The organism is Actinacidiphila sp. bgisy160 (genome assembly GCF_965342435.1).
Lineage (GTDB): Bacteria > Actinomycetota > Actinomycetes > Streptomycetales > Streptomycetaceae > Actinacidiphila.
This window is the reverse complement of sequence record NZ_CBDRCM010000023.1, coordinates 38,607-61,775: the sequence shown is the minus strand read 5'-3', so window position 1 is coordinate 61,775 and position 23,169 is coordinate 38,607. Positions and strand designations below refer to the sequence as shown.

The window sequence follows — 23,169 nt, the reverse complement described above, 5'->3', positions numbered from 1 at the left end:
ACGACGTGCGGCCCGCGGCGTCCCCCGTCCGCGCCGTCACTCGTTGTGGAGCACCTGCGCGATCGTCAGGCGGGCCGCGCGTCGGGCGGGCAGGTAGGCGCCGAGGACCGCGATGGCGATGCCCGTCAGGGCGAGGGCGGACAGGGCCGGCGGGTGCCAGACGTCCGTCATGTACGGGGGCAGGGTGAGGTCGACCGCGTCCGCCATGCGCGGGACGACCTGCCGGTAGCCCCAGATGCCCAGGGGGACGCCGAGCGCGGAGCCGAGGGCGCCGAGGGCCGCCATCGAGCTCGTCGTCATCACCGTGACCTGGCGCGGGGTCATGCCGATGGACTTGAGCATGCCCAGGTCGCGGCGCCGGTCGCGGGTGTTGAGGACGACAGTGTTGAAGACGCCGAGGGACGCGACGAGGGCCAGCATGGCGGTGAGCACCGAGGCGGAGCCGACCACGGTCTGGGTGATGGTGTTCGGGCCCGTGATCGCCGGGCTGACGCCCGGGTCGGCGGCCGCGGCGGCGCGGGCGTAGGCGGCCGGGTCGGTGCCGTCGCGGAGCTTGACGTGGTAGGCGATGGGATCCTCCTCGGGGGCGAGCGCCGTGAACGTCGGCCAGTCGGCGACGAGCAGTTGGCCGTTGCTCTCCATGAACGCGCCGACCACGGTCACCTCCTCGCTCCGGTCGCCCTTCCGCAGCCGTACGTCGTCACCGACGCTCAGGCCCGACTGCCGGAGCCAGGCCGTCCCCGCGACGACCTCGCCGGCCCGGCGTATCCAGCGGCCCTCGGTGAGGACGCTGTCCAGCTCGGGCCCGTCGCCGCGGCGGCCCTCGAGCATGGCCTTGCGCGTGGAGCCGGCGACCGTCACCTCCACGTCCCCCCGGGCCGTGATCCCGGCGACGCCCGGCAAAGAGCCCAGAAGGGACTGGAGTTGCGGGTCGTCGTGTTCCGGCTCGACGAGCTCGCCGTGCCGCACGTTGCTCGCGTACACCGTGACCTGGAACGCGTCCCGGCCCGCGTCGCCGAACCGGGTCATCGTCGCGGCCAGGCCGGAAGCGAACGTCACGGTGGTCACGCCCAGGACCACCGCGGCCACCGTGAGAACGCTGCGGCCGGGCCGGGCGAAGGGCAGCCCCAGGCCGAGGCTCACCGAGCGCGGCAGCCGGCTGCCGGCCAGGCGGCGTTGCACGCCCAGCGCGCGCCCGGCCCGCGGCGCGGTGCCCGCGCTGATCGCCCGCGCCGCGGAGAGCCGGCGCGCGCGCAGCGAGGGCGCGAGCGCGGCGAGGACGCAGACGGCCGGCATACCGAGCAGGGCGAGCACGTTCACCCACGGCGCGATGCCGACGCTGTCGTGGAACACGCCCGCGTCGGGCCCGGTGAACGTGAAGCGCAGGAACGGCGCCGCCAGGAGGTTCCCGGCCACGACGCCGGCGGCGCAGCCGACGACCGCGGGCGCGGTCACCATCACCAGGTACACGGCGAGCACCTGTCCCGGTGTGAACCCCAGGGCCTTGAGGATGCCGATGTGCCGGAAGCCGGAGATCACGGCACCGCTCACCACGTTGGCGACGATCAGCACGGAGACCACGATGCCGAGGATGCCGAAGGCCATCAGGTACGGCGCGTACGCCCGCGCCGCCCCTCCGATCCGGTGCTTGAGCGTGAGGTACGACTGGGAACCGGTGAGCGCGCCCTGCGGGAGCCGCGCGGTCACCGCCCCCAGCTGCTCGCGGAGCCCGGTGTCCGACGACGCGTCGGAGAAGCGAAAGAGCATCTGCGTGGTGGCGGGGTGCAGCGCGTCGATCTGGGAGGGCGCCACCCAGGCGTCCGCGGTGCGGCTCAGGTCGAAGGCGAAGCCCACGATGGTGAGCGTGGGCCCGGAGGGGACCGGGATCCGCTTGCCCAGGTCGTCGGCGGTCCAGTCCGACTGCCGGTTGAGGACCACCTCGCCGGGCGCGGTCGCCCAGCGGCCCGCCCACAGGTCGAGCCGGTCCACCGCCCCTTCCGGCTCCGCGCGTCCGACGACCGTGACCTCGCCGAAGACCCCGTACTTCGCGGTGTCCCGCGGCAGGTCGACCGTGGCCTGCGGGTACGGTCCGGCGGCCGCCTCGACACCCGGTTGCCGTGCGGCCTCGGCCAGTTGCGCGTCCGAGACCACCGACCGGTCGAAGGCGGCAACGACATGGGGCCCTTGCTGCTTGCCGAAGGCCTTGTCGAACGGCGAGGAGGCCGCGTCGACCAGGCCGAGCGCGACCACGATCGCTCCCGTCGAGGTCAGCGTGACCAGCGCGATGACCAGGGTCTGGAGCCTGCGCCGCCGTACGGCCGCCCGCGCGGCCCGCCACACCGCCCTCATGCGGACGGCTCCAGGGTGTGCTGCCCGGTCACCCGGCCGTCGGCGAGGGTGACCAGGCGGCTGGCGCAGCGGCGCGCCAGGTGCTCGTCGTGCGTCACCAGGACGAGCGTCTGGCCGATCTGGTTGAGGTCGAGGAGCAGGTCCATCACCTGCTCGCCCGCGCGGCTGTCCAGGGCGCCGGTCGGCTCGTCGGCGAGCAGCAGGGCGGGCCTGTTCATCAACGCGCGGGCCACGGCGACGCGTTGCCGTTCGCCGCCGCTCAGCACGGCCGGATAGGCGTTGGCGCGGTTCGCGATGCCCAGTTCCTCGAAGAGCTCCATGGCGCGGCGCCGGGCCGGACGGGCCGGGGTGCCGGTCAGCTGGGCGGCGAGCGCGACGTTGTCCAGCGCGGACAGGTCGTCGACGAGGTTGAAGAACTGGAAGATCATGCCGATGCGGCGTCGCCGGTACAGCGCGAGGCCCTTCTCGCTGAGCCGCCCCACGTCCTCCCCGTGCACCAGCACCGTGCCGGCCGTCGGCCGGTCCAGGCCGGCGATCATGTTGAGAAGGGTGGACTTGCCGCACCCCGAGGGGCCCATCACCGCGACCGCCTCCCCCGCGTGGATCTCCAGCGTCACGCCGTTCAGGGCCGTCGTCTCGCCGTATTCCTTGTGCACGCCGTCGAGTCGAACGACGGCCTTCCCACTGCTGTCCTCAGTGACCATGCACAGGACGCTAGGGGCCCGGCGCGGTCCGGACATCCCTCCTCGGATGGCACATGGGCGGCATCTCATCCTGGGGATGCAGGAACCCTGCATCCAGGGGCTGATGCGCTCGGGGTGGACGTCTGCGAAGGTGATCCTGTGGCGAATGGGGGGTCGGACGTGCTGGTCGTGGCACTGGGGGTGGCGTGCGCGGCCGCCGCGTGCCTGGCGGTGGCCCTGGTGCGGGTCCGGCGCCGCTGGCAGGCGGCCGTGGGGGAGCGCGGCTGGCTGCTGGAACGGGAGCGGGAGAGCGCCGCGCGTGCTGCGGTGGCCGCCGAACGGGACCGCATCGCAAGGGAGTTGCACGACATCGTCAGTCACAACGTCAGCCTCATGGTGGTCCAGGCCGGGGCGGCCCGTGAGGTGCTGGGCACCATGCCGGACGAGGCCGCGGCGGCGCTCCGGGCGGTCGAGGACGCGGGGCGCGGCGCCATGACCGACCTGCGGCACCTGCTGGGACTCCTGGCGCCGTCCCCGGGCGGCGTGGACGACGAGGACGACGAGGGAGCGGGAGCGGGGCGCGGTCCGTTCGCGGCCGGTGACGGCGGCGTCGCGGCGCTGGCCCCGCAGCCCGGCCTCGACCGGCTCGGGGCGCTCGTCGACCGGGTCTCCTTCGCCGGGCTGCCGGTCGAGGTGCGCGTCTCGGGCGAGCCGCGCCCGCTGCCGCAGGGCATCGACGTGACGGCGTACCGCATCATCCAGGAGGCGCTGACCAACGCGCTCCGGCACGGCGACGGCGGAGAGGCGGAGGTGACGGTGCGGTACGCGGAACGCGCGCTGCGCGTGGAGGTGCTCAACTCCGGCCCCAGCGTGCTGAACGGAGCCGGGACCGTGCGGCCCGCGCCGGCCCGCACCGCGCCGCGCCGCCGCGAGGGCACCGGGCGCGGGCTGCTGGGCCTGCGCGAACGGGTCGCGGTGTACGGAGGAGACCTGGACGCCCGGCGCCGCCTCGGCGGGGGTTACCGGGTCAGGGCGCGCATCCCGCTGGACCGGCCGTGACGGCGGCGGACGGGACGGCCCCGCGTGTGCTCATCGCCGACGACCAGACCCTCATCAGGACCGGCTTCCGGCTCATCCTCACCGCGCGCGGCATCACGGTGGTCGGCGAGGCGGCGGACGGCGCGGAGGCGGTCGCCGAGGCACGCCGGCTGCGGCCGGACGTCGTGCTGATGGACATCCGCATGCCGGCCATGGACGGCCTGGAGGCCACCCGCCGCATCCTGGAGCGGACCCCGCAGTGCCGGGTGCTCATCCTGACCACCTTCGACCTCGACCGCTACGTCTACACGGCGCTGTCGGCCGGGGCGAGCGGCTTCCTGCTCAAGGACGTCACCCCCGAGCACCTGGCCGCGGCGGTACGGCTGGTCGACACCGGGGACGCCCTGCTGGCGCCGTCGATCACGCGGAGGCTGGTGGAACGCTTCGCCTCGGGGGCGGCGTCCGCACAGCTCGGGCCTTCGGTCCACGCCGACCTCGCCGCCCTGACCCCGCGCGAGCTGGAGGTCCTCACGCTGCTCGGCCGCGGCCTGTCCAACCTCGAACTGGCCGCGGAACTGACACTGAGCGAGGCGACGGTGAAGTCGCACGTGGCCCGCATCTTCGCGAAGCTGGCGCTGCGCGACCGGGCACAGGCGGTCGTCCTCGCCTACGAGACGGGCCTGGTGCGGCCGGGCGGCCTCGGCGCCGGGGGCTCCCCGCAGGGGTGACGCCGCCCCTACGACGCGGTCGTGGTGGGGTTTTGCCCGTGGTGCGGGCTTACGGGCCGGCGCCGTCGGGCCGGCGCCGTCGGGCCGGCGCCGTCGGGCCGGCGCCGTCGGGCCGGTTCGGTGCCGCGGGGTCGCCCGCAGCGGTGGACCCCCGCGCGGAGCGGACGGCGGACCGGCAGGCGAAGGCCGTGCCGGGTGCCGTGCCGCCCTCCGGAAGTCCCCCGAGCCCGTCGGTCGCGGCGGTCCGCGGGTTCGGGGCCTCGATGCCCTCGCGCTTCGTTCCGCAGGGTGCAGCCGTGGGTCCCGGACTCGGTGCCGGAGAACCCGCGAGACTTGGCGGCGGCCGGCTTGTGAGTGAGGTTGGCGCGAGCGACCGAGCAGCCGCCGGGCCCAGCGCCACCGCGTCGGTCACGCGGGGCGGCCCGCCGTCTTCGGTATGGATGCCGGGCCCCGCCCCCCGGCGTGCGGATCCGGGCGCCGACGGCAGGAAGCCGACCGCGTTCACCACGGTGCTCACCACGGGTCCGAAGAGCTCCACCGCGACAGATCCCGGCGCGGGCGGGGCGGGTGCCTTCGTGCTCCACGTTGTCGTCGCCGCTTCCGTTCCCCGCCGCCCTGCCCCGCGGGGTGCGGCGCGGCGCTCAGGGCAGGGGGGCCACGTAGACCCAGGCCCCGTCGTGGCGGATGAAGCGGCTGTTCTCCTCCATCACGTCGTGCTCGCCGTGCACGCTGTAGTGCGCGCGGAAGGCGACGGTGCCGTCGCTGTGGAAGGCGCTGCCGTCGGTCGTGGCGAGGATCTCCAGCCCTTCCCAGCGCACGTGGTGGTCGAGGTCCAGCTCCGCCGGCCGGGTCTCCGGGTGCCAGGTGCGCAGCACGTATGCCGCGTCGTGCACAACGTAGGCGCTGTAGCGGGAGCGCATCAGGGCCTCGGCGGTCGGGGCGGCGGCATGGCCGGCGTGGTACCGGCCGCAGCAGTCGCCGTACGTGGCGGGCAGACCGCAGGGGCACGGCGCGCCGGGGGAGTGCGGCACGGGGCGGGTGTGGGGGCGCGGGGCGGAACGGCGGCCGGGGCGGGACTTGGGCATGCCGCCATTGTGCACGGCCGCCGCGGGCACCCCCGGAGGCCGTGTGACCACCGGCGATTCCGCCCGGGTAGCCTGCGGGACGGCAAGATCTCCGCCCGACCCCGAGGAGCCCCCCGTGCCGCAGCCGAGGATCGCCCTGGTGACGACCGCGCACCTCCCGGAGGGCACCGTCGACCGCGACCTGCCCCTGCTGCGCGACGCCGTCGCCGCCGAGGGCGCCGAGGCCGTGGTCGTGAACTGGGACGACCCGGAGGCCGACTGGGCCGGATTCGACCTGGCGCTCATACGGTCGACCTGGGACTACACCTTGCGCACCGCGGAGTTCCTGGCCTGGGCCGACCGCTGCGGTGCCGCCACCACCCTGCTCAACCCGCCCGCGATCGTGCGCTGGAACTCCGACAAGCGCTACCTGGGCGAGCTGGCCTCCCTGGGCGTGCCCGCGGTCGCCACCCGCTACCTGCCGCCGGGCGGCGGCGTCGACGGGCTGCCCGGCGGCCACGAGTTCGTGGTCAAGCCCGCGGCGGGCGCGGGCGCCCGCTACGCCGCGCGCTACCGCCCCGGGCAGCACGAGGAGGCGCGGGCGCACGTGGCGCGGATGCACCACGAGGGCATCACCGCGATGGTCCAGCCCTACATGCCGCGGATCGACACCACCGGCGAGCGCGCCCTGGTCTTCCTCGGCGGACGCTTCCTGCACGCGATCGCCAAGAACGCCGTGCTGTTCCCGGACACCCGCTACGACCAGCGCAAGGTCGCCCACCCCGGCGTGCGGCCCTGGAGTCCGACCGAGGCCGAACTGGCCGCCGCGGAGCGGGCGCTGGCCGCCGTGCCGGGCCGGCCGGAGCTGCTCTACGCGCGGGTGGACCTGGTCGACGCCGAGGACGGCACACCGCGCGTGATGGAGCTGGAGCTCATCGAGCCCAACCTGTTCCTGATGGACCACCCGGCCTCGCTGCCCGTGGTCGCCGGCGCGATCGTGCGCGCCGCCGGCTGAGTCTCAGCCGGTCACGGGCAGCCCGGCCCGCTCGCCGGCCGCCGCCAGGACCTCGCGCAGCATGGCGGGGGTGAGCCGCCCGGTGAAGGTGTTCTGCTGGCTGACGTGGTAGCAGCCGTACAGGTGCAGCGGCGGCTCCCCTTCGGCGGGGGCCGCCAGCTCCACGTGCGCGCCGTGCCCGAACCGGGGCAGCGGCCGCGGCAGCCGGTACCCGGCGCCGCCGAGTACGGGCAGCAGCGCCTGCCAGCCGAACGCGCCGAGAACGACGACCGCGCGCAGCGTGGGCCGCAGCAGCTCCAGTTCGCGCACCAGCCACGGACGGCAGGTCAGCCGCTCCTGCGTGGTGGGTTTGTTGGCGGGCGGCGCGCAGTGCACGGGCGCGGTCACCCGTACCCCGTACAGCTCCAGGCCGTCGCCGCGTTCCGTGGACGTGGGCTGGGAGGCCAGGCCGACGGCGTGCAGCGCCTCGAACAGCACGTCGCCCGAGCGGTCACCGGTGAACATCCGGCCGGTGCGGTTGCCGCCGTGCGCGGCGGGCGCCAGACCGACCAGGGCCAGCGCGGCGTCCGGCGGGCCGAAGCCCGGCACGGGACGGGCCCAGTAGTCCCACCCGGCGTAGGCGCGGCGGCGGACCCGGGCGGTCTCCTCGCGCCAGGCGACCAGCCGCGGACAGGCCCGGCAGCCGGTCAACCGCTCGTCGAGGGCGACCAGGTCCGCCGCCCCGGGCGCGGCGAGGGCGGGGAAGCCCGCCGATTCCTGCTGCACCGGGTGCCGTCCCTTCGCGGCCCCTACGGCGGTCGTACGGGCCGCGCCCCACGCTACCGAGCCCCCGGCCCCGCCGCAGGGGGCGGCGGGGCCGGGGGCTCGCGGAGGGACGTACGCCGGGTCAGGCGCAGGCCGGCTCCGGCTCCGCCGCCGGACCGGACGGCCTCGCCTCGTCCGCGGCGTCGACGGGGCGCAGCCCCTCGCCCCCGACGTCCGGCAGGATCCGGTGCCGACGGCGCGCCCGGCCGGGCAACGCCACGGTCATCGTGACCAAGCATGCGCAGGCGACGAGAACGGGACGCGCGTCCTCAGTCCTCCCGCGACGCCGCCAGCCGGGCCGCGGCGCTTTCCAGGAGCATGTCGAGGGCGGTGGGGTAGGCGCTGCGGTTCATACGGGCGACCAGCAGGCCTGCGGTGGCCGCGATGTGCGGGTGGGTCCGCGCCGGGAGGCGCGCGTACGTCTCCCGCCACACGTCGCGGTCGGCGGCCTGGGCCGCCTCGGGGAGGGCAAGGGTCGCCGCGTCCAGCGCGGCGAAGGCCAGGGCCTGGTCGATGAAGGCCTGGTAGATCGCCACCGCCGCGGGGTCGGGGAACCCGGCGGTGCGCAGGATGCCCAGGACCGCCTCGTCGGCCGCGGTCTCGTGGGCGCGGCCGGAGACCCGGCTGGCGGTCAGCACCGCCGCCTGCGGGTGGGCGAGGTACGCCGTGTGGATACGCAGCCCCAGGTCGCGCAGGTCGGCGCGCCAGACGCCGGTGGACTCCCAGCCCGCCATCGCCCGGCCCATCAGGTCGTCCGCGATGGCCAGCGTGAGGTCGTCCATGCCGCGGAAGTAGCGGTACAGCGCGCTCGGGTCGGCGCCGAGCGCGGCGCCCAGCCGCCGGACGGTCAGCCCGGCCGGGCCGTGCTCGCGCAGCATCCGCAGCGCGGTGTCGACGATCAGCCGGTGCGAGAGCACCGCCCCGCTCCTGGTGGGGCGGCGGCGCCGGCGCGCGGCCTCCTGGACGACCTCCTTGGGCACCCGCCCCTCCCTTCACGCCGAGCCGAGCTTATGCCAACGCCATTGACCATACGTCGGGGGGCGGCGTTTCATCCCTGGGCAGAGGCGCCTCCGCCTCGGAACGGAGACTTGTCAGCCATGCGTGTACTGCTTGTGGGAGCCGGCGGTGTGGGTACCGCGATCACCCGGATCGCCGCCCGTCGCTCGTTCTTCGAGGCCGTGATCGTCGCCGACTGGGACCTCGCCCGCGCCGAGGCCGCCGTCGCGGCCGTGGACGACGGGACCGGCCGGTTCTCCACCGTCCGGGTCGACGCCTCCGACGAGGCCGCGGTCACCGCGCTGCTCACCGAGCGGCGCTGCGACGTCCTGCTCAACGCCACCGACCCGCGCTTCGTGATGCCCCTGTTCGGTGCCGCCCTCGCCGCCGGCGCCGACTACCTCGACATGGCGATGTCGCTGTCCCGTCCGCACCCGGAGCGCCCCTACGAGGAGTGCGGGGTCAAGCTTGGCGACGCCCAGTTCGAGCGTGCCGCCGAGTGGGAGAAGGCCGGACGGCTGGCCCTGGTCGGCATGGGCGTGGAGCCGGGCCTCTCGGACGTCTTCGCCCGCTACGCCGCTGACGAGCTGTTCGACGCGATCGAGGAGATCGGGGTGCGCGACGGCGCCAACCTCACCGTCGACGGCTACGAGTTCGCACCGTCGTTCAGCATCTGGACCACCATCGAGGAGTGCCTCAACCCGCCCGTGGTCTACGAGGCCGGACGCGGCTGGTTCACGACCCCGCCCTTCAGCGAGCCCGAGGTCTTCGACTTCCCCGAGGGCATCGGCCCCGTCAGTTGCGTGAACGTCGAGCACGAGGAGGTGCTGCTGATGCCGCGCTGGGTCGACGCGGGGCGCGTCACCTTCAAGTACGGCCTGGGCGAGGAGTTCATCGGCACCCTCAGGACCCTCCACCAGCTCGGCCTGGACCGCACCGAACCCGTCGAGGTGAACAGCGACTCGGGACCGGTCCGGGTCAGCCCGCGGGACGTCGTGGCCGCCTGCCTGCCGGACCCGGCGACGCTGGGCGAGCGCATGCACGGCAAGACCTGCGCCGGTACGTGGGTCAAGGGCACGAAGGACGGCCGGGCGCGCGAGGTGTACCTGTACCACGTCGTCGACAACCAGTGGTCGATGCGGGAGTACGGCTCGCAGGCCGTCGTCTGGCAGACGGCCGTCAACCCCGTCGTGGCCCTGGAGCTGATGGCCGCGGGCACCTGGGCGGGCAGCGGCGTCCTCGGCCCTGAGGCCTTCGCTCCGGGTCCCTTCCTCGACCTGCTGACCGCCTACGGCGCCCCGTGGGGCGTGCGGGAGTCCTGACAGCCGGCCAGCCAGCCGGCGATGGCCGCGGTGATGGGCTGCCCCGTCGCCAGCTCGACGAAGCCGAACTGCCCGCCCTGGTTGCACTCCAGGAACCACCAGGTCCCGTCGGCGTCCTCGGCGAAGTCGAAGGCGCCGTAGGCGAGTCCGGCCGCGGCCGTGTACTCCCGGACCGAGCGCGCGATGCGCACCGGCGGCTCGACGGGCTCCCAGTCCGCGTCCTCGGGGCTGCCGAACCGGCCGTCGACCTGGTCGGGACCGGACTTCTTGCGGGCCGCGAAGAGTTCCGCCCCCACGCAGGTCAGCCGGATGTCGGCGGCCTTGGGTATGTACTGCTGCAGCAGGGTCGGCCCGGCCGCCACCGCGGAGAAGTCGGCGTCCGGGTCGACCAGCGTGGTCGGCAGCGCCATCGGCGGATCGCCCGGGTGCGTCCCGGAGACCGACTTGACGACCAGCCGCGGATGCTGCTCGGCGAACTCCCGTGCCGCCTGCGGGAAGGTGGTGATGAGCGTGGCGGGGACCGCGAACCCCGAGTGGTGCGCGGTGAACAACTGCCACGGCTTGTAACGGGCCTGCGCCGCGGCGGCCGGGTGGTTCATCCACCTGGCCCGCACGCAGCGCAGCGCCCCGTACAGTGCCCCGCCGGCCTCGGCGGTCAGCCACGCCGACTGCTCCGCCGCGCCCGCGGCGGGTGTGCCGGGTCTTCGGATCCAGATGGAGCGCACGCTGTCCATGCTCACCATGCGCTCCTGGACCGACAGGTACCCGCTTACGTCACCGCGTACGTACTCGGCCGACATGGACACCTCGCCGGGCAGGTCCGCAGGGTCCAGGCGGACCACCGGCGTCCCGCGGTCGTGCAGTGCCGCCACCACCAGGTCGGCAGTCACGTCCTCGGGAGAGGTGAGGATCAGGACGGTCATGGGGTTCGGAGCGTTCAGTCGTCGAAGTGCGTCTTGGAGCCCGCGGTGGAGACGGTGGCGGCCGTGGCGAGCAGCAGCGCGCGATCAGTGATGACGGGGCGTCCGTCGGGGAGCACGTTCAGCTGTAGGGCGGAATCGTAGGTGTACGGCGCGACAAATGTTTCGGGTGTGGCCGGCCGGGCATGAATCAGCGCGAACGGTCGCATGGCTTCTCCTCACTTCTCCTGCGCGTCGGGCAGCAACCAGCGCCAGTGCCCAACTGCGGCCCTACGTATGAGACTCACGTGGTGCCCCGAACCGTTCCCTGTTGTTGATGTGACGCAGGTAACTATACGTGCCTGAAGTGCGTTGGGTTCACTACGCAGAGTGACATGACGACTCTCTGCCGTAGGTACCGGCGGGGGCCACTGGTGTTCGGATACCCCCTGTACGGCGCGGGTCGCGCACCGTCACGGAGCTCGCCTCCCGCGCTCCTCCTCCAGCGCCGGCGCCCGGGGGTCGTTTCCCGGCCGCTCCGCCCCCGAACCGCCCGCGCGCTTACCGTGGTTGGCGGCGAGCAGGTCCCGGTGCCGGTGCGCGAAGGACCGGTGGCCCGTGGCGTACGGGCAGGCGCGCTCACCTTCCCTTCCGCGGGCCGGCAGGCGCAGCCGTCGCGCTGGTCGCTCATGCTGTGGATGCGGGCGCCCGCCGAGGTGTACGGCGCGGTGGTCATCGGCCTGTCCTCCGCGTACTGGGACATCCCGACGACGTTCGGTGCCGTCACGCAGTCGTGGTCGTCGGCGAGGCGGCGGTGTCGGTCCGTCAACTCTGCCGATGCGCAGCCGTGTTGGAGGGCGTGGCTGACCGGCACCATCAGTCGCGGGTGTGCCGGGTCCACCCGGTGTCGCGGACCTGGGCCGGCGCCTTCGGCGGGCAACGGACCCGCGCCGCCTCCGCGTCCAGCTCCGGGAACCAGCGCGGCAGCCGCGTGTGGCGGCCCGTCGGTGTCGTCGTACCGGAGGAGGCGCCGACGACGTCGAGCAGGCCCGCCACCTCGACGCGCCCGACCGGAAGGTCGAACAGCGCGGCAGCGCCGGTGGCCGGCTCGACCGCGGCCAGTGGCCCCGGCGGTGTCAGCGGCCCTTTTCGCCGCCGGGCGCTGTGATGTCGCGCTGCCAGCGGGTCTCGCCGTCCACGACGATCGACGTGGGGGTGAGGCCCGCGGCCGCGGCGACGGCCGCGGACGCCCGGTGACCGGGGTGGACGTGGGCGATGACGCGGTCCACGGGGAGCGCGGCGAGTCGGCCGACGAGAGCGACGGCCGCCTCGCCGGCGATGCCCCGGCCCTGCCAGGGACTGCCGACCACCCAGGCGACCTCCGCGACCACGCCGTCCGGGGTGTCCCACGCCACCGTCGCCTGCACGGTGCCCGTGAGGCGGTCCTCCTCGGGGAGCCGGATCACCCAGTTCCACCAGGAGACCGCGGGGTCCCCGGAGCCGGCGACCAGACGGGCGTAGCGGGTGCGCAGGCCAGGCGCGTCGTACGGCGTACCGCCGGTGAACGCGTGGAGCCCGGGGTCGGAGAGCACGGCGGCCATCTCCTCCGCGTGCTCCACGAGCAGCGGTTCGAGCACCAGCCGCGGCGTGGTGATCGCCTCGGGGCCGGCGGGCCGTACGGGCGGCGTCACCGCGGGATCCCGAAGAGGCGGACGGCGTTGCCGTGCAGGACGCCCCGCGTCCACGCGTCGCCCAGCTCCAGCCGGGTCAGTGCCTCCAGGGCGTGCAGGTAGGTGTACGGGATGTTGGGGAAGTCGCTGCCGAACAACACGCGCTCCCCGAGGTCGGCCAGCCGCTTGCGCTCCGGCGGCGGGAAGGGTGCCTCGGCCTCGCTGAAGTCCGTGAACGCCATCGTCGTGTCCAGGTGCACGCCCCCGTACCGTTCGGCCAGGTCCAGGAACGCCCCGTACTCGGGCATGCCCATGTGGGCGACGACCAGCCGGAGCCGGGGGTGCCGGGCCAGCAGCCGCGCGATCGGGACGGGGCCGGTGTGGCGGCCGGGGACGGGCCCCGACCCGCAGTGTGTGACGACGGGGACGCCGCTGTCCGCGAGCAGCCCCCAGACGGGGTCGAGGAGCGGGTCGTTGGGGTCGAATGCCCCGACCTGGACATGGCACTTGAAGACCCGGGCGCCCGCCTCCAGCGCCTGCCGGACGTAGCCGGGCGCCTCCGGCTCGGGGAAGAAGGTCGCCGTCCGCAGGCAGTCCGGCGTCCGGGCGGCGAAGTCCGCTGCCCAGGAGTTCAGCCAGGCGGCCATGGCGGGCTTGTGGGGGTAGAGCATCGAGGTGAAGGCGCGGACGCCGAACGCCCGCAGCGTGGCCACCCGCTCTTCCTCGTGGGTGCGGTACGCGATGGGCCACGGGCGGCGCGTGAGCGGGCCTGCGGAGTCGAAGTACGACCAGACCTTGGCCATCACCCGGTCCGGCATGAAGTGCGTGTGCACGTCCACGATCCCCCGCAGGCCCAGCCCACGCCAGAGCGCCCTCACCCGTACGGCGTCGTCCGGCGGCGCCACGTCCGTCACCTCTGCCACTGTGTCTCCTCCATGGCGGTGATCCTCACACGAACCGCGGCCCGCCGGGGCTGCGGCCCTTGTCAACGGCATCGCACATCCATAGCATCACCAGTGTTACAGCAATACTGTCATGCCTGTTGCGAAGCCGGAGGCCCTCGATGACCGAGGCGGGAACGCGACCTGGGGAAGCGGCCTCCACCGGCGGTCCGCTCGCCGGTGTGCGCGTGGTCGAGCTGGCCGGCATCGGCCCGGCCCCGTTCGCCGCCATGCTGCTCGGCGACCTCGGTGCCGACGTCGTCCGCGTCGACCGGCCCGGCGGCTCGCGGCTCGGCATCGACCCGGCGCACGACGTCACCAACCGCAACAAGCGCTCCGTGGTCGCCGACCTCAAGAGCGAGGAGGGCGCCCGGCTGGTCCTGGACCTCGCCGCCCGTGCCGACATCCTGCTGGAGGGCAACCGCCCCGGCGTCGCCGAACGTCTCGGCGTCGGCCCGGCCGACTGCCACGCCCGCAACCCCCGTCTCGTCTACGGCCGGATGACCGGCTGGGGCCAGGACGGGCCGCTCGCCCCGCGCGCCGGGCACGACATCGGCTACATCGCCGTCGCCGGGGCCCTGGGGATGATCGGCTCCGGCGACGGGCCGCCGGCGATCCCGGCCAACCTGCTCGGCGACTACGCCGGGGGCTCCCTCTACCTGGTCACCGGAGTCCTCGCGGCCCTGCACCACGCCCGCGCCACCGGCACCGGCCAGGTCGTCGACGCGGCCATCGTCGACGGCGTCGCCCACCTCGGCGCGATGATCCGCGGCATGGTGGCCGCCGGGGGCTGGCAGGACCGGCGCGGCGCCAACCTGCTGGACGGCGGGTGCCCCTACTACGCCGTCTACGAGACCGCCGACGGCGGCTGGATGGCGGTCGGCGCACTGGAACCCGCCTTCTACGCGGAGTTCGCCCGGCTGCTGGGCCTTCCCGACGACGCCCCCGACCGGGGCGACCTCGGACGCTGGGACGAGCTGCGCACCCTGATCGCGGCCCGCTTCAAGTCCCGTACCCGCCAGGAGTGGACCGAGATCTTCGAAGGCAGTGACGCCTGCACGGCGCCGGTGCTGTCGCTGACCGAGGCCGCGACCCACCCCCACCTGGCCGCCCGCGGCACCTTCGCCGGCACCGGCGGCATCACCCAGCCCGCTCCCGCCCCGCGTTTCTCCGCCACCCCCGGCGCGCTGCGGCGGCCGCCGGCCCTGCCCGGGGCGCACACCGCGGAGGTCGCCCGCGACTGGGACCTGCCGGCGCTCGCCCCCGGGGCCGCGATGCCCACCACCACCCTCGTCGATCGGACCGGGGACCGGCTCCCGTAGCCGGGCCACCGGCGGAAGGCAGGCACCAGCATGCAGCGTGACCTCTTCACGGCCGGGCACGAGGCGTTCCGGGAGACCGTCAGGACCTTCCTCGCCAAAGAGGTGCTGCCGCACCACGAGCGCTGGGAGAAGGCAGGCATCGTCGACCGGGAGGCCTGGCTCGCCGCCGGCCGCCAGGGCCTGCTCGGCCCCGCGGTGCCCGAGGAGTACGGCGGCGGGGGCAGCGACGACTTCCGCTACGCGGTGGTGCTGGCCGAGGAGTTCGCCCGGGCCGGGGCGCACGGACTCGCCCTGGGCCTGCACAACGACATCGTCGGCCCGTACCTGACCGGACTGGCCACCGAGGAGCAGAAGCGGCGCTGGCTGCCCGGGTTCTGCAGCGGCGAGACCATCACCGCCATCGCCATGACCGAGCCAGGCGCGGGCTCCGACCTGCAGGGCGTCCGCACCACCGCCACCGACGCGGGCGACGCCTGGGTCCTCAACGGCTCCAAGACCTTCATCTCCAACGGAATCCTCGCCGACCTCGTCGTGGTCGTCGCACGCACCACCCCCGAAGGCGGTGCGCGCGGGCTGAGCCTGCTCGTGGTGGAGCGCGGCATGCCCGGCTTCGAACGCGGCCGCAACCTCGACAAGATCGGCCAGAAGGCCCAGGACACCGCCGAGCTCTTCTTCCACGACGTACGGGTGCCCAAGGAGAACCTGCTGGGCACCGAGAACCAGGCCTTCCTCCACCTCATGGCCAACCTCGCCCAGGAGCGGCTGGCCATCGCCGTCGCCGCGGCGGCCGCCGCCGAGCACCTGCTGGACCTCACCACCACGTATGTCAAGGAACGCGAGGCCTTCGGCCGGCCGCTCTCCCGGCTCCAGCACATACGGTTCGAGATCGCCGAAATGGCCACCGAGTGCGCCGTCACGCGCACCTTCGTCGACCGCTGTGTCGGCGAGCACATGGCGGGGCGGCTCGACGCGGTGCACGCGTCGATGGCCAAATGGTGGGCGACGGAACTGCAGAAGCGGGTCACCGACCGCTGCCTGCAACTGCACGGAGGCTACGGCTACATGAGCGAGCTCCCGATCGCGAAGGCCTTCACCGACGGACGCGTCCAGACCATCTACGGCGGCACCACGGAGATCATGAAGGAGATCATCGGCCGTTCGCTGCTCGGCTGAACCCCCCGGCCCGCCCCTCCCTGCCCGTCACCCACACCGGCACCCTCATCGAAAGGCACCCGACGTTGAGCACCGACGCCTACGTCTACGAGGCCATCCGCACCCCGCGCGGGCGCGGCAAGGCCAACGGCTCCCTGCACGGCACCAAGCCCATCGACCTGGTCACCGGGCTCATCGACGAACTCCGCCGCCGCCTGCCGGGTCTCGACCCGGCCGCGATCGACGACATCGTGCTCGGCGTCGTGACCCCGATCGGCGATCAGGGTTCCGACATCGCCAGGACCGCCGCCATCGCCGCCGGGCTGCCCGAGACCGTGGCGGGCGTCCAGGAGAACCGCTTCTGCGCCTCCGGCCTGGAGGCCGTCAACATGGCCGCCGCCAAGGTCCGTTCCGGCTGGGAGGACCTGGTGCTCGCCGGCGGCGTCGAGTCGATGTCCCGCGTCCCCATGGGCTCCGACGGCGGCGCCTGGGCCATGGACCCGATGACCAGCTACACCACGGGCTTCGTGCCCCAGGGTGTGGGCGCCGACCTCATCGCCACCATCGAGGGCTTCAGCCGCCACGACGTGGACTCCTACGCCGCCGAGTCGCAGGCCCGCGCCGTCGAGGCGTGGAAGGAGGGCCGCTTCGACCGCTCCGTCGTCCCCGTCGTCGACCGCAACGGCCTGGTCGTCCTCGACCGCGACGAGCACATCCGGCCCGGCACCACCGCGGAGAGCCTGGCCGGGCTCAAGCCGTCCTTCGCCACGATCGGCGAAGCGGGCGGTTTTGACGCCGTCGCGCTGCAGAAGTACCACTGGATCGAGAGGATCGACCACGTCCACCACGCCGGCAATTCCTCCGGCATCGTGGACGGCGCCGCCCTGGTCGCCATCGGCAACCGTGAGACGGGCGAGCGCTTCGGCCTGACCCCGCGTGCCCGCATCGTCGCCGCCGCGGTCTCCGGCTCGGACCCCACCATCATGCTCACCGGTCCCGCCCCCGCCTCCCGCAAGGCGCTCGCCAAGGCCGGGCTGTCCGTCGACGACATCGACCTCGTCGAGATCAACGAGGCCTTCGCCGCCGTCGTCCTGCGCTTCATGCGCGAGATGGGCCTGAGCCACGACAAGGTCAACGTCAACGGCGGAGCCATCGCGCTCGGCCACCCCCTCGGCGCCACCGGCGCCATGATCCTGGGCACCCTGATCGACGAACTGGAGCGCCGCGACCAGCGGTACGGACTCGCCACGCTGTGCGTCGGCGGCGGTATGGGCATCGCCACCGTCGTCGAGCGTCTCTGACCGGCCTCGCCGACAGTCCCCGTCCCGCTTCATCCCGCAACGGAGCCGACCGAACATGAACGCTCTTCCGACGAACACCACCATTCGCTGGGAACAGGACGAGACCGGGGTCGTCACCCTCGTCCTGGACGACCCCAACCAGTCCGCGAACACCATGAACCAGGCCTTCAGGGAGTCCCTGCGGGCCGTCGCCGACCGCCTGGAGGCCGAGCGCGAATCCGTCCGCGGCGTCATCGTCACCTCCGCCAAGAAGACCTTCTTCGCCGGCGGCGACCTCAAGGACATGATCAAGGCGGGCCCCGAGGACGCTCCGCAGATCTTCGAGGCCGGCATGGCGATCAAGCGCGACCTGCGCCGCATCGAGGCCCTCGGCAGGCCGGTCGTCGCCGCGATCAACGGCGCGGCCCTCGGCGGCGGTTACGAGATCGCGCTCGCCTGTCACCACCGTGTCGCCCTCGACGCGCGCGGCTCCAAGATCGGCCTGCCCGAGGCGACGCTCGGCCTGCTCCCCGGCGGCGGCGGGGTGGTCCGCACCGTGCGGCTGCTCGGCATCACCGACGCCCTGTTGAAGGTGCTCCTCCAGGGCACGCAGTACGACCCGAAGGGCGCCTTGGAGAACGGCCTGATCCACGAGGTCGCCGGCGACCACGACGACATGCTCGCCAAGGCCCGCGCCTTCATCGACGCCCACCCCGAGTCCGCGCAGCCCTGGGACGCCAAGGGCTACCGCATCCCCGGCGGCACCCCCAGCACCCCGGCGTTCGCCGCCAACCTGCCCGCCTTCCCGGCCAATCTGCGCAAGCAGCTCGCCGGCGCCCCCTACCCGGCGCAGCGCAACATCCTCGCCGCCGCCGTCGAGAGCGCCCAGGTCGACATCGAGACCGCGTTCGAGATCGAGGCCCGCTACTTCACCGAGCTGGTGACCGGCCCGATCGCGAAGAACATGATCCAGGCCTTCTTCTTCGACATGCAGGCCGTCAACTCCGGCGCCAGCCGCCCCAAGGACGTCCCGGCCCGCACCGTCACCAAGGTGGCCGTGCTCGGCGCCGGCATGATGGGCGCGGGCATCGCCTACGCGTGCGCCAAGGCCGGCATCGAGGTCGTCCTGAAGGACGTCACCGCCGAGGCCGCCGAGCGCGGCAAGGCGTACTCCACGGGACTCCTGGACAAGGCCCTGGCCAGGGGTCGTACCACCCAGGAGAAGCGCGACGAGCTGCTCGGCCGGATCCACCCCACCGCCGACCCGCAGGACCTGGCGGGCTGCGACGCCGTCATCGAGGCGGTCTTCGAGGACCCGGCCCTGAAGCACAAGGTCTTCCAGGAGGCCGAGGGCGTCGTCGCCCCCGACGCCCTGCTGTGCTCCAACACCTCCACCCTGCCCATCACGCTGCTCGCCGAGGGCGTGCAGCGCCGTGAGGACTTCATCGGCCTGCACTTCTTCTCGCCGGTCGACAAGATGCCGCTGGTCGAGATCATCAAGGGCGCCGGCACCGGCGACGAGGCGCTCGCCCGTGCCTTCGACCTGGTCCGCCAGATCCGCAAGACCCCGATCGTCGTCAACGATTCGCGCGGCTTCTTCACCTCGCGCGTCATCGGGCACTTCATCAACGAGGGCGTCGCGATGGTCGGCGAGGGCATCGACCCCGCCACCGTCGAGCAGGCCGCCGCCCAGGCCGGCTACCCCGCCAAGGTGCTCTCCCTGATGGACGAGCTGACGCTCACCCTGCCCCGCAAGATCCGCGAGGAGTCGCGGCGCGCGGTGGAGGAGGCCGGCGGCACCTGGCGACCGCACCCCGCCGACGTCGTCATCGACCGCATGGTCGAGGAGTTCGGCCGCCCCGGACGCAGCGGCGGCGCGGGCTTCTACGAGTACGCGGACGGCAAGCGCGCGGGCCTGTGGCCCGGACTGCGCGAGCACTTCACCAAGCCGGAGGCGGCGGGCGTCCCCTTCGAGGACCTCAAGGAGCGCATGCTCTTCGTCGAGGCCCTGGGCACCGTCCGCTGCCTGGAGGAGAGGGTCCTCACCTCCGTCGCCGACGCCAATATCGGCTCCATCCTGGGCATCGGCTTCCCCGCCTGGACCGGCGGCGTCCTGCAGTACGTCAACGGTTACCCCGGCGGCCCGGCCGGCTTCCTCGCCCGCGCCGAGGAGCTGAGGGCCGCCTACGGCGAGCGCTTCGCGGCACCGGAGCTGCTGCTGCGGAAGGCCGAACGGGGCGAGACCTTCACCGACGGCTGACCCGTACGGCCGGCCAGGACGCCCGGCCATCGGCCGGGACGACGGTGCCGCGGCCCCCGCGCCGGCGGCCGGGGCACCGTCGTCTCAGTCCGCGCCGCGCCCCCGGTCGCCGAGCCCGGCGGCCGTGGAGCGCAGTTCCTCGGCGAGCGACCGCTGGAAGGCGGTGACGAGGGCCTGGACGACCATCGGCTGCAGGTCGTCGGTGAGCCTGCGCATCCTCGCCCGCTCCTCCGGGGCCGGGCGCCCGGCCACGTACGGCTGCCACACCTCCTGCTGGAAGAGCCGGTGCAGCTCGTGGGCGACCGCGCGGGCGTGCTTCAGCACGATCTCCCGGGTGGCGAGCAGCGTCTCCAGCGGGATCGGCACGTCCAGCAGGCGCACGCCCAGGTGCAGCAGCGCCGGATTCACCAGCAGCACACCGGGGTCCGCGGTGGGGTGCAGGACGCCCATGGCCGCGAGCCGGTCCAGGTCATGGCCGCTCAGCGGCCGGCCCGCGCGCTGCTCCAGCTTGTCGCGGGCCAGCTCCTCCGCGGCGTCCGGCATCCACGTCGCCACCAGGGCGCGGTGCAGCGCGAGGTCCTCGGGGGTGATGTCGGCGGGCAGTTGGTCGAGGTAGCGGCCGATCGCGGCCAGCGTCAGTCCCTGTCGCTGCAGCTCCTCGATCAGTGCCAGCCGGGCCAGGTGGTCCGGCCCGTACAGACCGACGCGGCGGGTGCCGAGTTCCGGCGGTGGCAGCAGGCCCTTGGCGCTGTAGAAGCGGATCGTGCGGACCGTCGTACCGGACCGTGCCGCGAGCTCGTCCACCGTCAGGCGCGGCTCCTCGGCCGCCGGCGCGGTCTGCCGGGCGGGGGACTGCGTCATGCGCCGGATCTCGCTCTCTGCCTCGCCGCGCTGGTCATGACACCAGTATGACCGGTCGCGATCCGGAGCCGGGGCCGCGCGGTCGCCGACGGCGGCCGGACCGGCCCGCGCTTCCCGCGGCGCGACCGAGGCCGGGGAAGCCTGCCGGCGGGCCGCCCTCCGTGCGATAGATGCGTTCGACTACTGTTGCCGAACGGCAATGGTCGAAGATGATCGGCACTGTCCCGAAGTGCTCCCGGCCAGGGTGACGTTCGCGTACGATCCCATCGTCCCACCCGGGGCACCACAGGGGTGGGGAGACGATGTGGAAGGCAACACGCTGACGCCCCCCGAGGGCGCCATCCCCAGACAGGGCGACGGCCGGCGCGGCCGGCTGTCCGTCCTCCTCGTCGAGGACGACGCGGGCGACGCCCTGCTCGTCGAGGAGCTGGTCGCCGACAGCGGGGTGCCCGTAGAACTGCGCTGGGTGCGGACCCTGGCCGAGGCCGGCACCGAACTGGCCGCCCGCCCCGCCGACTGCGTCCTGCTCGACCTGCACCTGCCCGACGGCCAGGGCCTCGACGCCCTCGGCCGGGCCCTGTCGCTCACCGACCGCGCCGCCGTCGTGGTGCTGACCGGTCTCGCCGAGGAACGCACCGGCCTGGCCGCGCTCTCCGCCGGGGCCCAGGACTACCTGGTCAAGGGGCGCGTGGAGGGCGAACTCCTCGGCCGCGCGCTGCGCTACGCGGTCGAACGCAAGCAGGCCGAACGGGCGGCCGTCGCCCTGCGGGCCAGCCAGATGCGGGCCCAGGAGAACGCCCGCCTGGAGCGCGGACTGCTTCCGCTGCCCATGTTGCGCACCAAGGACGTGACGGTCACGCCCCGTTACCGTCCCGGCCGGGCGGACTCCCTGCTCGGCGGTGACTTCTACGACGTCGTGGAGACCGCGGAAGGCGTGGTCCACACCCTCATCGGGGACGTCTCCGGGCACGGGCCCGACGAGGCCGCACTCGGTGTCGGACTGCGCATCGCCTGGCGCACCCTCGTCCTGACCGGCGTCGAGGGCGCCCGGCAACTCGCCCTGCTGGAGCAGGTGCTGGTGGCCGAACGCGCCGCACCCGAGATCTTCGCCACCGCCACCATCCTCACCCTCGCCCCCGACCGCCGTACCGCCCGGGTCTGGCGGGCGGGTCACCACGGACTGCTCAGCCTGACCCCGGGGGGCGCCGTCGAGTACACCGAGCCGCCCCGGGGACCCGCCCTGGGCGTGGTGCCCGGCATGGGCGAGTGGCCCGAAGGCCGGCTGGAACTGCGCCCCGGCCAGTCGCTGACGCTCTTCACGGACGGCCTGTTCGAGGGCCGCACCGACCAGGGACGGCTCGGCGAGGAGGGCCTGCTCGCCCTGGCCAGGCAGCACGCCACACTGCCCGCCTCGGAGTTCGTCGACACCCTGATCGCGCGTGCCGAGGCCCTGGCCGCCGACCACGGCGGCCTGGACGACGACCTGGCCGTGGTCCACCTCACATGGAGCGCCTCGCCTGACCGCCGCCCGTGCGGCTGACCGTCCAGGGCCGGATCGTGCCGGTCGTCGCCGCGCCGCGGGTTTCATGACCGTGGCCGCGGGCGTCGGTTTCACCCAGCGGCGCCGCACGACGGAGGTCTCCGACCACCTCGTCGACCGGGGCGACTTCGACCGGTTCATCGAGGTGGTCCGGCAGATCGACGACTTCTTCGTGACGGTGGTGAAGCTCCCGGGCCGCTGAACCGCGACCGGTGGCCGCGGCCCGCGCCCCGTGGCCCGCCGCCGTCCGCCGCCGCTCAGACCCGCCGCCAGCGCGCCATCGCCCAGGAGAACACCCCGAACAGCGCCAGGCCCGCCGCGATCACCGCCAGCATCCACGGCCCGGCGGGGCTGCCCCGGAACGTCCGTAGCGTGTCGTCCAGTCCTCTCGCCCGGTCCGGGTCGGAGCGCACCGCCGCGACGACGGCGAAGCAGCCCGCGGCGGCGAACACCACGCCCCGGCTGGCCCCTCCGGCCACCCCGAGGAAGTCGACCACCCTGCGGACCCGCGCCGACATCGCGCCGGTCCGCAGGTGCTTGCGGAAGCGGCGCAGCAACGCCCGTGCCGCGATCCACACCCCCGCCCCCGCCAGGGCCAGGCCCGCCGCCCCCACCAGCCAGCGGCCCATGGGCCAGTCCAGGGCGCGCGCGGTGAGGTCCTTGGAGGTCTCGTCGCTCGACCCGCCCCCGGCGGAGCCGTTCACCGCGAAGGTCACCACGGAGTACGTCACGAAGGCGTAGAACACCGCGCGGGCCGCGGACATGAGCCGCTTGCCGGCCTTGCCCCCGTCCGGTCCCGCCGCACCGAACGCCGCCTCCGACGACCGCCACAGCGTCATCCCGGCGAACCCGACCGCCAGGGCCCAGACCAGGAACCCGCCGAAGGGCCGGTCCGCCAGCCGGGCGATCGCGCCGCCCCGGTCGGCCTGTTCCGAGGACCCGTCGAAGGCGACCCGCAGGGCCAGCACGCCGAGCAGGACGTAGACGACCCCGCGCGCCGCGAGGCCCGCCCGTGCCCCGGCGCGGATCGCCTTCCTCCCCCGCGCCCCGGGCCGTACCGCCCCCGCACCCACCGTCGTGTCCACTGCCGCCTCCCTGCCCCGACTGCCTCCGGTCCACCGGGTGCCCCGCCGCGGGCGGAACACACCCGGTGCCGCCCGTGGTGCGCGGCTGCGTGGAGCGTCCGGCCGGGGGTATCCGCGTGGTGCGAACACACTTCCGGCAGAGGGCCGGACGAGTTGGGGT

At 74.0% G+C, this 23,169-nt stretch carries 23 protein-coding genes; 10 read left to right on the top strand and 13 right to left on the bottom strand.

The features are described 5' to 3' along the window. Positions 1 to 36 precede the first annotated feature (36 nt). Entirely contained in the window at positions 37 to 2,349 is a 2,313-nt protein-coding gene (locus ACRWNP_RS19550; RefSeq protein ID WP_431963027.1) for an FtsX-like permease family protein, read from the bottom strand. Next, positions 2,346 to 3,053, bottom strand: a complete 708-nt coding sequence (locus ACRWNP_RS19545; RefSeq protein WP_431963025.1) for an ABC transporter ATP-binding protein — start codon at positions 3,051 to 3,053, stop codon at positions 2,346 to 2,348. Before ACRWNP_RS19545 ends, ACRWNP_RS19550 begins: the two co-directional genes overlap by 4 nt. 138 nt (positions 3,054 to 3,191) lie before the next feature. On the opposite strand from ACRWNP_RS19545, the gene ACRWNP_RS19540 reads away from it, so the two are divergent. Then, a complete protein-coding gene (locus ACRWNP_RS19540) occupies positions 3,192 to 4,091 on the top strand; it encodes a sensor histidine kinase (protein ID WP_431963023.1) in 900 nt (299 codons plus the stop codon). Further along, positions 4,088 to 4,798 carry a response regulator gene (locus ACRWNP_RS19535; protein WP_431963021.1) on the top strand — a complete coding sequence of 237 codons (711 nt, stop codon included), beginning with the start codon at positions 4,088 to 4,090 and terminating at the stop codon, positions 4,796 to 4,798. The genes ACRWNP_RS19540 and ACRWNP_RS19535 overlap by 4 nt, the downstream gene beginning before the upstream one ends. A gap of 641 nt (positions 4,799 to 5,439) precedes the next feature. Here ACRWNP_RS19535 and ACRWNP_RS19530 read toward each other — a convergent pair. Beyond that, positions 5,440 to 5,883 carry a YchJ family protein gene (locus tag ACRWNP_RS19530; RefSeq protein WP_431963019.1) on the bottom strand — a complete coding sequence of 148 codons (444 nt, stop codon included), beginning with the start codon at positions 5,881 to 5,883 and terminating at the stop codon, positions 5,440 to 5,442. Positions 5,884 to 5,998: 115 nt separating this feature from the next. Here ACRWNP_RS19530 and ACRWNP_RS19525 point away from each other — a divergent pair, with 115 nt between their 5' ends. Beyond that, on the top strand, positions 5,999 to 6,877 hold the full coding sequence (locus ACRWNP_RS19525) for a hypothetical protein (RefSeq protein WP_431963017.1): 879 nt from the start codon (positions 5,999 to 6,001) through the stop codon (positions 6,875 to 6,877). A gap of 3 nt (positions 6,878 to 6,880) precedes the next feature. On the opposite strand, the gene ACRWNP_RS19520 is transcribed toward ACRWNP_RS19525, so the two are convergent. The 3 genes from ACRWNP_RS19520 to ACRWNP_RS19510 form a co-directional block, all read right to left on the bottom strand. Continuing rightward, a complete protein-coding gene (locus tag ACRWNP_RS19520) occupies positions 6,881 to 7,642 on the bottom strand; it encodes a uracil-DNA glycosylase (RefSeq protein ID WP_431963015.1) in 762 nt (253 codons plus the stop codon). Positions 7,643 to 7,763: 121 nt separating this feature from the next. Continuing rightward, on the bottom strand, positions 7,764 to 7,907 hold the full coding sequence (locus ACRWNP_RS19515) for a hypothetical protein (protein ID WP_431963013.1): 144 nt from the start codon (positions 7,905 to 7,907) through the stop codon (positions 7,764 to 7,766). A gap of 43 nt (positions 7,908 to 7,950) precedes the next feature. Beyond that, a complete protein-coding gene (locus tag ACRWNP_RS19510; RefSeq protein WP_431963011.1) occupies positions 7,951 to 8,661 on the bottom strand; it encodes a TetR/AcrR family transcriptional regulator in 711 nt (236 codons plus the stop codon). A gap of 117 nt (positions 8,662 to 8,778) precedes the next feature. Between ACRWNP_RS19510 and ACRWNP_RS19505 the strand changes: the two genes are divergently transcribed. Continuing rightward, complete coding sequence (locus ACRWNP_RS19505; RefSeq protein ID WP_431963009.1) at positions 8,779 to 9,999, top strand: saccharopine dehydrogenase family protein; 1,221 nt, start codon at positions 8,779 to 8,781, stop codon at positions 9,997 to 9,999. Here ACRWNP_RS19505 and tgmB read toward each other — a convergent pair. The 5 genes from tgmB to ACRWNP_RS19480 form a co-directional block, all read right to left on the bottom strand. Beyond that, positions 9,966 to 10,922 (bottom strand): ATP-grasp ribosomal peptide maturase, encoded by a 957-nt coding sequence (gene tgmB / locus ACRWNP_RS19500; RefSeq protein ID WP_431963007.1) that lies wholly within the window; start codon positions 10,920 to 10,922, stop codon positions 9,966 to 9,968. The genes ACRWNP_RS19505 and tgmB overlap by 34 nt on opposite strands. Before the next feature lie 14 nt (positions 10,923 to 10,936). Further along, a complete protein-coding gene (gene tgmA / locus ACRWNP_RS19495; protein ID WP_018562451.1) occupies positions 10,937 to 11,128 on the bottom strand; it encodes a putative ATP-grasp-modified RiPP in 192 nt (63 codons plus the stop codon). Positions 11,129 to 11,774: 646 nt separating this feature from the next. Beyond that, the gene (locus tag ACRWNP_RS19490) at positions 11,775 to 11,954 is read right to left on the bottom strand and encodes a hypothetical protein (protein WP_431963005.1); all 180 of its coding nucleotides are present in this window, start codon (positions 11,952 to 11,954) and stop codon (positions 11,775 to 11,777) included. 80 nt (positions 11,955 to 12,034) lie between these two features. Continuing rightward, positions 12,035 to 12,589: a GNAT family N-acetyltransferase gene (locus ACRWNP_RS19485; protein ID WP_431963003.1), complete on the bottom strand. Its 555-nt coding sequence runs from the start codon at positions 12,587 to 12,589 to the stop codon at positions 12,035 to 12,037. Beyond that, complete coding sequence (locus ACRWNP_RS19480) at positions 12,586 to 13,491, bottom strand: amidohydrolase family protein (protein ID WP_431963001.1); 906 nt, start codon at positions 13,489 to 13,491, stop codon at positions 12,586 to 12,588. The genes ACRWNP_RS19485 and ACRWNP_RS19480 overlap by 4 nt, the downstream gene beginning before the upstream one ends. 140 nt (positions 13,492 to 13,631) lie before the next feature. Here ACRWNP_RS19480 and ACRWNP_RS19475 point away from each other — a divergent pair, with 140 nt between their 5' ends. The 4 genes from ACRWNP_RS19475 to ACRWNP_RS19460 all read left to right on the top strand — a co-directional run bounded on the left by ACRWNP_RS19475 (position 13,632) and on the right by ACRWNP_RS19460 (position 19,523). Further along, on the top strand, positions 13,632 to 14,831 hold the full coding sequence (locus ACRWNP_RS19475) for a CaiB/BaiF CoA transferase family protein (RefSeq protein ID WP_431962999.1): 1,200 nt from the start codon (positions 13,632 to 13,634) through the stop codon (positions 14,829 to 14,831). 30 nt (positions 14,832 to 14,861) lie between these two features. Continuing rightward, positions 14,862 to 16,004, top strand: coding sequence for an acyl-CoA dehydrogenase family protein (locus ACRWNP_RS19470; protein ID WP_431962997.1), 1,143 nt, complete (start codon positions 14,862 to 14,864; stop codon positions 16,002 to 16,004). Between the two features lie 65 nt (positions 16,005 to 16,069). Further along, positions 16,070 to 17,284, top strand: coding sequence for an acetyl-CoA C-acetyltransferase (locus ACRWNP_RS19465; protein ID WP_431962995.1), 1,215 nt, complete (start codon positions 16,070 to 16,072; stop codon positions 17,282 to 17,284). A 55-nt stretch (positions 17,285 to 17,339) separates the two neighbouring features. Further along, positions 17,340 to 19,523 carry a 3-hydroxyacyl-CoA dehydrogenase NAD-binding domain-containing protein gene (locus ACRWNP_RS19460; RefSeq protein WP_431962993.1) on the top strand — a complete coding sequence of 728 codons (2,184 nt, stop codon included), beginning with the start codon at positions 17,340 to 17,342 and terminating at the stop codon, positions 19,521 to 19,523. 84 nt (positions 19,524 to 19,607) lie between these two features. Here the strand turns inward: ACRWNP_RS19460 and ACRWNP_RS19455 are convergent, their stop codons facing one another. Continuing rightward, complete coding sequence (locus ACRWNP_RS19455; protein ID WP_431962991.1) at positions 19,608 to 20,384, bottom strand: MerR family transcriptional regulator; 777 nt, start codon at positions 20,382 to 20,384, stop codon at positions 19,608 to 19,610. Between the two features lie 304 nt (positions 20,385 to 20,688). On the opposite strand from ACRWNP_RS19455, the gene ACRWNP_RS19450 reads away from it, so the two are divergent. Further along, the gene (locus ACRWNP_RS19450) at positions 20,689 to 21,924 is read left to right on the top strand and encodes a PP2C family protein-serine/threonine phosphatase (protein WP_431962989.1); all 1,236 of its coding nucleotides are present in this window, start codon (positions 20,689 to 20,691) and stop codon (positions 21,922 to 21,924) included. Between the two features lie 46 nt (positions 21,925 to 21,970). Beyond that, positions 21,971 to 22,126 carry a hypothetical protein gene (locus tag ACRWNP_RS19445; protein ID WP_431962987.1) on the top strand — a complete coding sequence of 52 codons (156 nt, stop codon included), beginning with the start codon at positions 21,971 to 21,973 and terminating at the stop codon, positions 22,124 to 22,126. Positions 22,127 to 22,181: 55 nt separating this feature from the next. Here the strand turns inward: ACRWNP_RS19445 and ACRWNP_RS19440 are convergent, their stop codons facing one another. Next, positions 22,182 to 23,009, bottom strand: a complete 828-nt coding sequence (locus ACRWNP_RS19440) for a DUF1206 domain-containing protein (RefSeq protein ID WP_431962985.1) — start codon at positions 23,007 to 23,009, stop codon at positions 22,182 to 22,184. Between the last annotated feature and the right edge of the window lie 160 nt (positions 23,010 to 23,169).